The sequence below is a fragment of the Simiduia sp. 21SJ11W-1 genome (assembly GCF_024138675.1).
In the GTDB taxonomy this organism is placed as follows: Bacteria; Pseudomonadota; Gammaproteobacteria; order Pseudomonadales; family Cellvibrionaceae; genus Simiduia.
Genome location: NZ_CP090959.1, coordinates 634,882 through 647,563, shown reverse-complemented (window position 1 = coordinate 647,563; position 12,682 = coordinate 634,882). Strand labels below are relative to the sequence as shown.

Genomic DNA, 12,682 nt, shown 5'->3' with positions numbered 1-12,682 from the left:
ATGTTACCGGCGTGCGGGCCGTCGCGCTTGCGAGCGGGCATAAAAAAACCGGCCGCAGCCGGTTTTTTAAACGCGCGGCAATTACTTCTTGGCGCGCTTGCGTTCGTTTTCAGTGAGCAATTTCTTGCGCAAACGAATGCTCTGGGGCGTTACCTCTACCAGCTCATCGTCTTCAATGAATTCCAACGCCTGCTCAAGGGTGTGCTTGATCGGTGGCGATAGCGTCAAGGCGTCGTCGGTACCGGAGGCGCGCACGTTGGTGAGCTGCTTGGCCTTGGTAGGGTTAACCACCAGGTCGTTACCGCGGCTGTGCAGGCCGATGATCTGGCCTTCGTACACTTCAACAGCCGAGCCCAAAAACAGGCGGCCACGGTCTTGCAGCGGGTGCAGGCCGTAAGCCAGGGTTTTACCCTTCACCATGGAAATCAGAACGCCGTTAATGCGCTTGGCCACTTCACCGTCTTTTACCGGGCCGTAGTGATCAAAGATGCTGGTCATAATGCCAGAACCGGAGGTCAGGGTGAGGAACAAACCACGGAAGCCGATCAATCCGCGTGAAGGCACGATGAATTCCAGTTTTACACGGCCTTTGCCGTCTGGCTCCATGTTGGTCATTTCCGCTTTGCGCAGGCCCAGTTCTTCCATAATAGAGCCCTGGTGCTGCTCTTCTACGTCGATCACTACCTGCTCGAAGGGCTCCATGATCTGGCCATCCACTTCTTTCTGGATAACCTCAGGGCGCGACACACCCAGCTCGAAACCTTCGCGACGCATGTTTTCGATCAGTACCGACAAGTGCAATTCACCACGGCCAGACACAATAAATTTGTCTGGCGTGTCGCCCTGCTGAACGCGCAGTGCCACGTTGTGAATCAGCTCTTGGTCCAGGCGATCTTTGATGTTGCGCGAGGTAACGAACTTGCCCTCTTTACCGGCGAAGGGTGAATCGTTCACCTGGAAGGTCATGCTCACGGTGGGCTCATCCACCATCAACGCGGGCAGTGCTTCTACATTTTGCGGATCGCACAGGGTGTCTGAAATGTTCAAACCTTCGATACCGGTAACGCACACAATGTCGCCGGCGAAGGCTTCGGTTTCTTCAACGCGCTCAAGGCCCAGGTAACCCATTACCTGCAGCACTTTACCTTTGCGAGATTTACCTTCGTGATCCACAACCACCACTTGCTGGTTGGGCTTCACAGAGCCGCGCTTGATGCGCCCCACACCGATAACACCCACGTAGGAGTTGTAATCGAGTGCAGAAATTTGCATTTGGAAGGGGCCGTCGCGGTCCACTTCTGGCGGATTCACCTTATCTACAATCAATTGGAACAGGGGCGTCATGTCTTCTGCCATGTCGTCCAGTTCCATGCCCGCGATACCATTCAAGGCAGAGGCATAAATAACCGGGAAATCCAGCTGCTCATCGGTGGCACCCAAGCGGTCGAACAGGTCGAATACCTGATCCATTACCCAATCAGGGCGCGCACCGGGGCGGTCAACCTTGTTGATTACCACAATGGGGTTCAAACCTTTTTCAAAGGCCTTGGAGGTTACAAAGCGGGTTTGTGGCATGGGGCCATCTACGGCATCTACCAGCAAGCACACGCAATCTACCATCGAGAGTACGCGCTCAACTTCTCCACCGAAATCGGCGTGCCCGGGGGTATCTACGATGTTGATGTGGTAGCCGTTCCACTCAATGGCGGTGTTTTTGGCCAAAATGGTAATACCGCGCTCACGCTCCTGGTCGTTGGAGTCCATGATACGTTCGGTGCCCACATTCTTGCGATCGAGGGTGCCGGACTGGCTTAACAGCTTGTCCACGAGGGTGGTTTTGCCATGGTCAACGTGGGCGATGATGGCAATATTGCGTAATTTCTCGATCACAACAGGAATCTCTTAAAAATAAAGGGGGGTGTTACTCACACTCAGCACAGTGTAGACGGGGGCCATGGCCAAACCGACAGCAATGCTCAAGAATAAAGGGCGCGCATTATACCGGTGTCGGTGCTCAATAAACAGTCAAAAGCGTGCGAAAGTCAGATTCATTTACCAAATGCCCGGCACCCGCTAGGCTATAAGCTCATACTTTCACCCTATAAGGCGCGCCATGGCCCTGCCCTGCACCTTCACAACCGGCACCTGCCGCCGGGCGCTGCCTGCGCTGGGCACCTGGCTTTTGCTAACGGCTGCAGCCTGCCAGCTTGCCACAGCCGAGGCAGTGCCCGCCCCCCTCACCTATAACTTTGTAAAGTTCCCGCCCTTTCAGTATGTGAGCGAGGCAACAAAAGAGGCCGAAGGGGTTACGCTGGATTTATTGCGGGTAGCGGCAGCACAGGTGAATGAGCCCTTGCGGCTGCAACAACTGCCACAGCAGCGCATGGTGCAGCTTACCCGCGCCGGCCGCCTGCAGCTGGCCTTCGTTTCAAGCTTTTACATTGCACAGGCCAAAGACCACTACCACTGCTCGGCCGAGCCCCTCACCCGGCTGAGGCCGGCGGTATATGTAAACCGCGCCCAACATCCCACCCTTGAGCGCCTTGAGCAACTGGCCAATGAGGTGGTGTACGCGCCGCAATCTACCAGCCATACACTTGCCCAGCTGCTGCCGCCGGGCACCAAAACCGACGACAGCAACGCCGACAAAGCCATAGTGCGCATGTTTGCCAAACAGCGGCTGGGCCTGGTGGTGGATTTTCAGGAACACATGGAGCCGCCACTGGTGGCGCTCTCGCCGCAATTTGCCTACCGCAAGCTGGCGCTGCCAAACCTGGACATAGTGCTGTGCATCAACCCGAACATTGCCAACTACCAGGCCCGCCACTACGCACTGGAACAGGCGGTATTGGCGGTGGCCCACAGCCAGGCCGGGGCCGACATCTTTGCCGCGCACGGCATGTTTTTAACCATGCGCAAGCCAAGCGCCGCCAAACCTAGCCCTTAAGCTCGCAGCCAGCGGCTTTAGGGGCCGGCCGGTATACGCCCACGTTATCAAAGCCTGCGTCTTTCAGGTGCTCAGCGTGCAGCTGGCTCATCACACCTTTATCGCAATACAGCAGGTATTGGCGGCCGGCATCCAGGGCGGCGAAACGGGTGTTGAGGCTGAAAAACGGAATTTTCAGCACTTCCACATTGGCCAGGCGCAGCGGGCGCAGCTCTTCCTCGTTGGGGTGGCGAATATCCACCACCACCGCCTGCTGCGGGTCGGCCACCTGCTCAACGCTCACCACCGTTTGCTCTAAATCGGCCACCACATCCTGAATAAACTGGGTGCGACGCGCGCCTATAGCCTGCTCCAGCACATCGAAATCGAACTTGCTTTCAGCGTGCAGCACGCGATCCATCTTGGCGCGGGTGGTGGGTTTAACGGAGATCACACCGCAGTACTCGGGCATGGAGGCGGCGAAATCTTCGGTGCCAATGGCGCGGGAAATATCAATGATGTCGCCTTTGTCCATCACCACCAGCGGGCGCAGCACCAATGTATCGGTAACGGCGTCGATAGCGGCCAGGTTGGGCAGCGTTTGGCTGGATACCTGCGCCACCGCTTCACCGGTTACCAACGCAGGCAAGTCCAGCTCAGCCGCCACCTGGGTTGCCGCACGCAGCATCATGCGCTTGAGCACCACCCCCATGTAGCTGTTATCCACGTTTTGCAAAATCTGGCTAACCACTCCTTCAAAGGGCACAGTGACAAATTTCACCGGGTGCGAAGAGCCAAACTTATTCCACAAATAAAAGGCCACCTCTTTAACACCCAGCTCGTGGGCCTTGCCGCCGAGATTAAAAAAGCAGTAGTGGGTGCGCACGCCGCGCTTGATCATCAAATAGCTGGCCACGGTGGAGTCGAAACCGCCGGATATGAGCGACAGTACGCCTTCCTGCGAGCCGAGCGGGAAGCCACCCAGGCCCGGGGTTTGCTCTTCCACCACGTAGAGGGTGTCGGCCCGGATCTCAAGCTTTACGGTCACATCCGGCTGTTTGAGGCTCACGCCTTTTGCCCCGGTGTGCTGGTTCAAGCCGCCACCCACATAGCGCTCTACATCAATGGATGAGAAATCGTGGTTGCCGCTGCGCTTAACGCGCACGCAAAAGGTTTTACCGGCGAGCTTCGGCCCCCAAATGGGCAGGGTTTTCTGGAAGATGTCGTCCATGTCGCCGAGCGGGAAGGCCTGCACGCGCACAAAGTTGGCAATGCCGGGCGTGCGCGCCAACACATCGGACACCCGCGCCCAGAGCTGCTCATCGGCGCTCTCACAGGTCACTTCAATTTTTTCCCAATCGCGCACCACGGCTATGGCCGGATCTACCTGCACCAATTGCGCGCGCAAATTTTCGCGCAGCTGCTTTATGAAGCGCTTGCGCACGGGCGGGCTTTTAATGGTGATTTCCGGGAACAACTTCACAACAAAATGCATACTTAACTTCTCCTCGAGCCCAAAGCTCCACGCCACCCAGCATGGTGATGGCCAGACACACGCCTGAAATAAAAGGGCGCGCATTATACATGCTCAATCATTGAGCGTCCCAACGGGGTAATGACCTATAATGGTGCGCGCAACACACTAAGGCACCAGTGTGGTGCACCATAATTGCGCTTACGCCGCCCTGCACTGGCGCACGGCCTGAAATATGGGCCTCTACGGGATATTCCGATTTGGCATATATTTTGCCCTTACTCGGATACCCTTCATCAGCGCCCCGCGGTATCGATGATGCAGCATGCAGGAAGGGCGCGATGTAAAAATAAATTGTTAACCGGTCTGACTATTCGGAGGCATCCATGTCAAAAACTTTAGACCTGATCAAGGAACACGAAGCCAAGTGGGTTGATCTGCGTTTTACCGATACCAAAGGTAAAGAGCAGCACGTATCTTACCCAGCCAGCACTATCAGCGAGTCTTTCTTCGAAGAAGGCCGCATGTTTGATGGCTCATCTATCTCCGGCTGGAAAGGCATCAACGAATCCGACATGATCCTGATGCCCGATGACGATGCATCTGTAATGGACCCGTTCACCGAAGAGCCCACCGTGATTGTGCGCTGTAACATCGTTGAGCCTTCAACCATGCAGGGCTACGACCGCGACCCACGCTCTATCGCCAAGCGCGCAGAAGACTACCTGACCTCAACCGGCCTCGGCGACAAGGCACTGTTCGGCCCAGAGCCAGAGTTCTTCATCTTCGACAGCGTGCAGTTCAACTCTGGCATGGGCGGCGCTTTCTACAAGATCAACTCTGAAGAAGCGGCCTGGTCTTCAGGCGACGATTTCGACGGCGCCAACACCGGCCACCGTCCACGCGTAAAAGGCGGCTACTTCCCCGTACCACCACTGGACAGCCTGCACGACATCCGCGGCGCCATGTGTAACGCCATGGAAGCCATGGGCCTGGAAATTGAAATTCACCACCACGAAGTGGCCACCGCTGGCCAGTGCGAGATTGGCGTTGGCGCCAACACCCTGGTGAAAAAGGCTGACGAAGTACAGATTCTGAAGTACTGCGTTCACAACGTAGCGCACGCCTACGGCAAAACTGCCACCTTCATGCCCAAGCCTTTGATTGGCGACAACGGCTCAGGCATGCACGTACACCAGTCTTTCTCTAAAGACGGCGTAAACCAGTTTGCTGGCGACAGCTACGCTGGCCTGTCTGAAACTGCCCTTTACTATGTTGGCGGTATCATCAAGCACGCGCGCGCGCTGAACGCCTTCTGTAATGCCTCTACCAACTCTTACAAGCGTCTGGTTCCCGGCTTCGAAGCACCTGTAATGCTGGCTTACTCTGCCCGCAACCGCTCGGCTTCTATCCGTATTCCTTTCGTACAGAGCGCCAAGGCCAAGCGTATTGAAACCCGCTTCCCAGATCCAACCGCCAACCCCTACCTGTGCTTCTCAGCCCTGCTGATGGCCGGTATCGACGGTATTCAGAACAAGATTCACCCGGGTGAAGCAGCCTCTAAAGATCTGTACGACCTGCCACCAGAAGAAGAAGCCGAAATTCCAACTGTGTGTTCAAGCCTTGAGCAGGCCCTGGATGCACTGGATGCAGACCGCGAGTTCCTGACCCGTGGCGGCGTTTTCTCTGACGACTTCATCGATTCTTACATCGAACTGAAGAAGGGCGACATCCAGAAGATCAACATGACACCACACCCAGTAGAATTTGAACTCTACTACTCTGTGTAAGTGCGCCACTGCTCGAATTTGAGCAGCCGCATCACCCAAAAGGCCCACAAGGAAACTTGTGGGCCTTTTGTTTGTCTGAGTGTTAAGTACTTGGTTTATACTCGCGCCACAGGGTTTAGGCCCACACCAAACGCTCACCGAGGAGCCGCCATGAGATTAATCGCCTGCTTGCTGTTAAGCCTTTCGATGTGCGCATCTGCCGGTGCCGAAGTTTACAAAACCACCGATGAAAAAGGCCGGGTTATCTACACAGACACACCCACAGACAAAACCGAAAAGGTAGAGCTGAAGGAAACCAACGTCACCCCCGGTTTTGATATGAGCGGCGAATCCGGCAACTTGCACCCCAAGCGCCGCCCCAAGCGCGACCAGGCCCCGGCCATAGAGCTGTACATTGTCAGCCCGGCACCCGAAACCCACCTGAACCCGGGCGATCGCGACCTCACCGTAAGCTTTGAAACCAACCGCCCCCTTGAGCAAGGCATGCGCTACCAGGTGCTGTCTAACGGTACGCCTATGGGCAATAGCAGCACCGACACAGTAATCACCATTCCCGAAATTCACCGGGGCGAACACCAGATCAGCGTGATCATTTACAACGAAGATCAAGAGGTGCTGGCAGAATCGGAGCCGGTGCCAGTGTACGTTCACCGTGCAAGGGTTCCTCGCACAGATTAATCGCCCCAAGCCCCAAAACAATCCCTTTTTATCAAGCTGCGCACCATAATGGTGCGCTAGTTGTTTTTGCGCTACGCTAATCGCCTCACTTTGGTGAAGGAATCACCGTCTTTTGCCCTGCAAACGCCCATTTCAAGGTTGGTTTAGTTCTTGCAAGGCTGACCCCATTGGATCTTGAGGTATTGCAGTGACTAAGTCCGAACTCTCATTCAGAACCCTGCTCGACAGCCTGAATACCGCTGTGGTGGTGGCCGATGCCAACCTGCGCATCCAGCACATTAACCCCGCCGCCGAAATGCTGCTGGCGGTAAGTGGCGAGCGGGTGGTGGGCGAGCAGATGGTGCACTTTGTGCACGAATCGGAGGCAGCCCAAAAAGACCTGCAGGAAGCGCTCAGCGAGCAGCACCAGTTTACCCGCCGCCGCGCCGAATGGACGCTCGGCAGCGGTACGCGGCTCACGGTGGATTACACCGTAACCCCCATTAACCAACCCAATGGCCTACTCATTGAAATTCAGCCCTTAGACAGGCTGCTGCGCATCTCCCGCGAGGAGGCACTGCTTTCCGCCCAAGACACCAGCCGCAACCTGGTGCGCGGCATGGCCCATGAAATCAAGAACCCGCTGGGTGGAATACGTGGCGCCGCACAATTGCTGGCGCGCGAATTAGACGATGGCGGGCTGAAGGAATACACCCAGGTCATCATTGAAGAGGCCGACCGGCTGCGCAACCTGGTAGACCGCATGCTGGGCCCCCGCCAGCCCCCCAATTTCGCGCCCATTAACATCCACCAGGTGCTCGAGCGAGTGTGCGTATTGGTGGATGCCGAAAGCGGTGGGCAAGTTACCATCACCCGCGATTACGACCCCAGTATTCCCGACCTGGACGGCGATGCCGAACAATTGGTGCAGGCCACCCTGAACGTGGTGCGCAACGCCATGCAAGCACTGCAGGAAAACAATGTGGAAGATGGCCACATTGCGCTGCGCACCCGCGTGCAGCGCCAGTTCACCATTGGCCGTCACCACTATGGGCTGGTGTGCCGCATAGACATTCTCGACAACGGCCCCGGCATCCCGCAGGAGCTCATTGAAGACATTTTCTACCCCATGATTTCCGGGCGCGCCGAAGGCACAGGCCTTGGGCTCGCCATCTCCCAACAGCTCATCAACCAACATCACGGACTGATCGAGTGTGAAAGCTGGCCAGGCCAAACCCAATTCACCTTATACATACCGATGGAACAACCCAATGCAAAAGACTAATCGCGTTTGGATCATCGACGATGACCGCTCTATTCGCTGGGTGCTGGAAAAATCCCTGCAGCAGGCCGGCATGGAAACCCGCAGTTTTGAATCTGGCGATGGCGTGCTGAGCACCCTTGAGCGCGACCAGCCAGACGCCATAGTGAGCGACATTCGCATGCCCGGCATTGACGGCCTGGCGCTGTTGCAACAAATTCACGACAGCCACCCAACGGTGCCCGTGATCATCATGACGGCCCACTCGGATCTCGACAGCGCCGTACAAGCCTACCAGGGCGGCGCCTTTGAATACCTGCCAAAGCCCTTTGACGTAGACGAAGCCGTGGCCGTAACCAAGCGTGCGCTGGCCCACGCACTTGAGCAAAAAGCCCAGGCCCCCGAGCCTGAGGAAGGCGAAGAAAGCACCGAAATCATTGGCGAAGCGCCGGCCATGCAGGAGGTGTTTCGCGCCATTGGTCGCCTTTCGCAATCGAACATTACCGTGCTTATTAACGGCGAATCCGGTACCGGCAAAGAGTTGGTTGCGCGCGCACTGCACCGCCACAGCCCACGCAAGGCATCGCCTTTTATTGCACTGAACATGGCCGCCATTCCTAAAGATTTGATTGAATCGGAATTGTTTGGCCATGAGAAAGGCGCCTTCACCGGCGCCGGCGGCCAACGCCAGGGCCGCTTCGAGCAGGCCAACGGTGGCACCTTATTTTTAGATGAAATTGGTGACATGCCCGCCGACACCCAAACGCGCTTGCTGCGGGTGCTGGCCGATGGCGAATTTTACCGCGTAGGCGGCCATACGCCGGTAAAAGTGAACGTGCGCATTATTGCTGCCACCCACCAAAACCTGGAAAGGCTGGTGGAAGATCATCGCTTTCGTGAAGATTTGTTCCACCGCCTGAATGTGATTCGCATTCACATACCCAAGCTTGCCGAGCGCCGTGAAGACATCCCCAAACTTGCCCAATTTTTCTTGCAAAAAGCCGCGCGCGAATTGGGCGTGGAATCCAAAACCCTGCAAAAAGATGCAGAAAACCTGCTGTGCAACCTGAACTGGCCTGGCAACGTGCGCCAGCTGGAAAACACCTGCCGGTGGATTACCGTTATGGCCTCCGGGCGCGAAGTGCAAGTGAGCGACCTGCCGCCCGAGCTGTTAGATGCCCAGGGCAAAGACGTACCCAACGGCGACTGGGACAAAGCCCTACGCACCTGGGCCGATCAAGCCTTGGCCCGCGGCCAGCAGGATATTCTGAGCCAGGCGGTGCCGGCCTTTGAGCGCGCCCTCATTGAAACAGCGCTCAAGCACACGGCCGGTCGCAAGCGCGATGCCGCCAACCTGCTGGGCTGGGGGCGCAACACCCTCACGCGCAAACTCAAAGAGCTGGGCATGGCAGATACGGCCGAAGATGAAGTGCATGAAGACTAAGCCCTGCCTAACGGCTCAATCAACGCCGTAATTCTGAACCTGCCACAGCGAACAACCGCACTAAAAAAGGCGCAGGGCTTACACCTTGCGCCTTTTCATTTATACGGCCATTGCCCAATGGCAACAGCCGCTAAGTTTACTTAGCATCACCTAGGCGCGCGCCCTCGGTAGGGTTTTTCAGCCATTCGGCAATATCTTTCGCGATGGCCTTACCGCAGCGGCCAACAATAGAGCAAGTACCCTTAAAGCCCCCAAACATACCGCCGGTTGAGTAGCGTCGCGCGATGAAATCACCCACCAGCGCCTCACCCTCATAGAGCTTGCCCTTTACCGTGACCGATTTCGCACCCGACCAGGCACCGCCGCCGGAGGCAAAGGCATTGCTAATAACAAGCTCCAGCCGACGCCCTTCGGCGGCCAGTTCACCATCAACCAGTGCGACATCTTTCTTGGCATATTTCGAAAGGAACACCGGTATTTTGGTTTGCAGCTCACACTCATCTACCACAGCCTGACGCACCTCGGCGTTTTCGGCATAACCGATAACCCGCTGCACTTGTACCGCATCACCGGCGAAAGCCACACCTGAACAGGCCAGCAGGGTCGCCAGCAGTAAAATTATTCCTGTTTTCATTGTTGAGATTCCTTCATTAAATTACATGACTGCAAATGCAGGCGCGCAGCATAACAAATTCACGCCCCGCTGCCGCACTTTTCCCATAAGCCCCGCGAAATTCAGCAATTTTACTGAATAGCCAATCAACCCGCATCAACAGGCCACGCCACACCTTTGCACAAGCCCATTAACAGTTAATAATTGATAGCTTCAAGCACTTGTCAGGAAGGCACCCTTAGGGAAACACCCATGAAGCAACATATTTTACTGTTAGCCATTTTAGCGTTTAGCCCCATCAGTAACGCGGCCATGAGCGAACAAGAACAGGCTGGCCGCCAGTACGCCAAAAAAACCTTCGGCACCACATTTCCGCGCCATGTAAACCTGGAGTACTGCAGCTATGTGATGAGCGATTTTTTAACCCAGTGGCCAAAGCAAGTGAAGCGCTTTGCGGAAAAAGATGTGCACAGGCAAGACAGGCTGCACGGCTTTAGCAGTAACCTAAAGCAATGGCACCAAAAAGTTCAAACCTGCGATACCTATTATTTAAAAACCAAACTCAAATCCAGCCTGATCACCTACGCAAGCTACAAAGAGTTGCGCGAACGGACGCAGGTCATCACCGTGGACTTTGCAGCGCGCAAGTTCAAGAGCAGCGTCATCCCCGCCATGACAACTGCGCAACTGCAAGTGGCCTTGAACGATTATATTATTGCCATTGCAGCAATGGAGCGCGCGTATTTTGACGAGACGGCCGGCAATACCCGCCATTAATTACAAGCCTGCTGCCGTCATAGCCTGATACCGCCTGATTTAGCAGCCATTCACCCGGGGCTCAGGTGGCGTGCGAAATGGGGCGACACTTGCCTATGCTCTGCGCGGGTTTGTGCCCACAGTTGATCGGCCAGCGCTTGTACCGATTGAGTGCGCCCGCCCTTTAGCCACTCGGCAATGGCTCGGGCCACATCCGGGTAGTGCACAGGAGCTACGGGCGACGCATTGAAAAAGCGCCGCAATGCCTCGGGATTTAAATCGCGCATAACCTGCGCACGCTCCAACAATTCTAGCGCGCGGGCATTTGAGCACTGCTCAAATTGCCCTTGTAGTGGCTGTACCAATAATTTTTTACCCAGGTGCAACGCCTCGGAGGGCAATTCAAAACCTGCACCACACACCACACCTTCTGCGCGCGCCAAATCGTCTTTAAATCCTGCTCGGGAATAGGGCTTTACCTGAATATGCCGCTCTTGGTAGGGCGCATCAACGCCTGCGTAATAGGTAAACGCCACACCGGGAAACGCGCGCAGAAGATTCATCACCCGCTCGTGTGAATCAAACGGCAAGTACACCAAATATTGGCCCACCATGGGCGCGCGGTAGGCTTGATCTGTTTCAATAATCGGCGGCAGCACGGGGCTGTTGAAACTGTCCCAATGCAGGCCTAGGGCGGTACTTGCCGGTGCAAACCAGCACAAAATTGTGCGCGCCAAATAGTTGAAGCCGGCTTTAGGTACCGGGTGTTGAAATGCATACTGGTGGCCAATGCCAATGCACTCACGGCCTTTCAACTTAGCCGCCCACGCGGTAACCGGCTCGAAATCTGTCAGTATCACATCGTAATCTTCAACATTCAGATCCTGCACATCGCGCCAAAAGGTTTTTAGATCGGCATGAAATAGTGTGTGCATCGGGCGCACACGGCCATCGGCCAAGGCAAAGGTAAACCCTTTGCGCGTGCGGTAATGGCCAAAGACCTCCAGCCCGAACAATTGATCACGGGGGCGCCCACTCAAAAGTACATCCACCTCAAAACCGAGCCTCCTAAGCCAGGGCACCAACGCACGGGCCCGGGTAATGTGGCCATTGCCCGTTGCTTGCACACCGTAGAGAATTTTCATAGCTGCTCCAAAAGCGTGGGCGGCATGTGCATTAAATCAAGCACCCGCGCACTGAATGTAATCAGGCAAACACACAGTAAACCCAAGGCGGCACCGGCCAGAATGTCGCCCGGGTAGTGCACCCCCATTACTACACGGGCAGCCCCCACCAGCGCTACAAACGCCACCATCAACCACACACTATCCACATAAAACATACCCAGCAGGCTTGCAAAAACCGCCGCAGCCGCCGTGTGGCCAGAGGGAAAACTGAACTCATCGGCCGGCACCAACAAATGCCAACAGTTGAGCCTTCGAAACGGGCGGGCACGCTTGAACAGCTTTTTCAACAATACGTAAATCGGAATTTCAAGCGCGTAACAACATAGGCCAAGGGCCAAAAAATGCGGGCCAGCCACCGGCTCAAAAAGCGCAAGTAAAATACCTGCAGCCAAGTACCCGGGGCCATCGGCCAGGCGTGACACAAGGCGCGCCAGCAACAACAGCCCCTGCTGTTGCGCGCGGCTCGCCACCCACAAAAACGCTTGGGTGTCGGCTTGGTTGAGCCGGGTTATCGTGTGCTTCATCATGGCTTAAGTGTCAGCACTTGCCATGAATGAAGTGTGACGCGCAGATG

At 56.0% G+C, this 12,682-nt stretch carries 11 protein-coding genes; 6 read left to right on the top strand and 5 right to left on the bottom strand.

The annotated features are described in order from the left end of the window. Window positions 1-81 precede the first annotated feature (81 nt). Complete coding sequence (gene typA / locus L1F30_RS02800) at window positions 82-1,890, bottom strand: translational GTPase TypA (protein WP_253359072.1); 1,809 nt, start codon at window positions 1,888-1,890, stop codon at window positions 82-84. 223 nt (window positions 1,891-2,113) lie between these two features. On the opposite strand from typA, the gene L1F30_RS02795 reads away from it, so the two are divergent. Further along, a complete protein-coding gene (locus tag L1F30_RS02795) occupies window positions 2,114-2,947 on the top strand; it encodes a transporter substrate-binding domain-containing protein (protein ID WP_253359066.1) in 834 nt (277 codons plus the stop codon). Here L1F30_RS02795 and thiI read toward each other — a convergent pair. Further along, window positions 2,937-4,421, bottom strand: coding sequence for a tRNA uracil 4-sulfurtransferase ThiI (thiI, locus tag L1F30_RS02790; protein ID WP_253359058.1), 1,485 nt, complete (start codon window positions 4,419-4,421; stop codon window positions 2,937-2,939). The two genes, L1F30_RS02795 and thiI, sit on opposite strands and share 11 nt — an antisense overlap. A 365-nt stretch (window positions 4,422-4,786) precedes the next feature. Here thiI and glnA point away from each other — a divergent pair, with 365 nt between their 5' ends. From glnA to glnG, 4 genes are all read left to right on the top strand, one after another. After that, on the top strand, window positions 4,787-6,190 hold the full coding sequence (gene glnA / locus L1F30_RS02785) for a glutamate--ammonia ligase (protein ID WP_253359056.1): 1,404 nt from the start codon (window positions 4,787-4,789) through the stop codon (window positions 6,188-6,190). Between the two features lie 150 nt (window positions 6,191-6,340). Further along, on the top strand, window positions 6,341-6,868 hold the full coding sequence (locus L1F30_RS02780; protein ID WP_253359054.1) for a DUF4124 domain-containing protein: 528 nt from the start codon (window positions 6,341-6,343) through the stop codon (window positions 6,866-6,868). 187 nt (window positions 6,869-7,055) lie between these two features. Next, window positions 7,056-8,132, top strand: a complete 1,077-nt coding sequence (glnL, locus tag L1F30_RS02775) for a nitrogen regulation protein NR(II) (protein WP_253359053.1) — start codon at window positions 7,056-7,058, stop codon at window positions 8,130-8,132. Further along, window positions 8,119-9,552, top strand: coding sequence for a nitrogen regulation protein NR(I) (glnG, locus tag L1F30_RS02770; protein WP_253359051.1), 1,434 nt, complete (start codon window positions 8,119-8,121; stop codon window positions 9,550-9,552). Before glnL ends, glnG begins: the two co-directional genes overlap by 14 nt. Window positions 9,553-9,688: 136 nt before the next feature. Here glnG and L1F30_RS02765 read toward each other — a convergent pair whose 3' ends face one another. Then, complete coding sequence (locus tag L1F30_RS02765; protein ID WP_253359049.1) at window positions 9,689-10,186, bottom strand: hypothetical protein; 498 nt, start codon at window positions 10,184-10,186, stop codon at window positions 9,689-9,691. 231 nt (window positions 10,187-10,417) lie between these two features. On the opposite strand from L1F30_RS02765, the gene L1F30_RS02760 reads away from it, so the two are divergent. After that, window positions 10,418-10,942: a hypothetical protein gene (locus tag L1F30_RS02760; RefSeq protein WP_253359047.1), complete on the top strand. Its 525-nt coding sequence runs from the start codon at window positions 10,418-10,420 to the stop codon at window positions 10,940-10,942. Between the two features lie 50 nt (window positions 10,943-10,992). On the opposite strand, the gene L1F30_RS02755 is transcribed toward L1F30_RS02760, so the two are convergent. Beyond that, a complete protein-coding gene (locus L1F30_RS02755; protein WP_253359046.1) occupies window positions 10,993-12,066 on the bottom strand; it encodes an MJ1255/VC2487 family glycosyltransferase in 1,074 nt (357 codons plus the stop codon). After that, window positions 12,063-12,635 carry a phosphatase PAP2 family protein gene (locus tag L1F30_RS02750; protein ID WP_253359044.1) on the bottom strand — a complete coding sequence of 191 codons (573 nt, stop codon included), beginning with the start codon at window positions 12,633-12,635 and terminating at the stop codon, window positions 12,063-12,065. The genes L1F30_RS02755 and L1F30_RS02750 overlap by 4 nt, the downstream gene beginning before the upstream one ends. Window positions 12,636-12,682: the final 47 nt, after the last annotated feature.

Excerpts from the sequence above, each read along its gene's own strand:
- L1F30_RS02795 (WP_253359066.1), top strand. The coding sequence starts at position 2,114 with ATGGCCCTGCCCTGCACCTTCACAACCGGCACCTGCCGCCGGGCGCTG.
- thiI (WP_253359058.1), bottom strand. The coding sequence starts at position 4,421 with ATGCATTTTGTTGTGAAGTTGTTCCCGGAAATCACCATTAAAAGCCCG.
- glnA (WP_253359056.1), top strand. The coding sequence starts at position 4,787 with ATGTCAAAAACTTTAGACCTGATCAAGGAACACGAAGCCAAGTGGGTT.
- L1F30_RS02780 (WP_253359054.1), top strand. The coding sequence starts at position 6,341 with ATGAGATTAATCGCCTGCTTGCTGTTAAGCCTTTCGATGTGCGCATCT.
- glnG (WP_253359051.1), top strand. The coding sequence starts at position 8,119 with ATGCAAAAGACTAATCGCGTTTGGATCATCGACGATGACCGCTCTATT.
- L1F30_RS02765 (WP_253359049.1), bottom strand. The coding sequence starts at position 10,186 with ATGAAAACAGGAATAATTTTACTGCTGGCGACCCTGCTGGCCTGTTCA.
- L1F30_RS02760 (WP_253359047.1), top strand. The coding sequence starts at position 10,418 with ATGAAGCAACATATTTTACTGTTAGCCATTTTAGCGTTTAGCCCCATC.
- L1F30_RS02755 (WP_253359046.1), bottom strand. The coding sequence starts at position 12,066 with ATGAAAATTCTCTACGGTGTGCAAGCAACGGGCAATGGCCACATTACC.
- L1F30_RS02750 (WP_253359044.1), bottom strand. The coding sequence starts at position 12,635 with ATGATGAAGCACACGATAACCCGGCTCAACCAAGCCGACACCCAAGCG.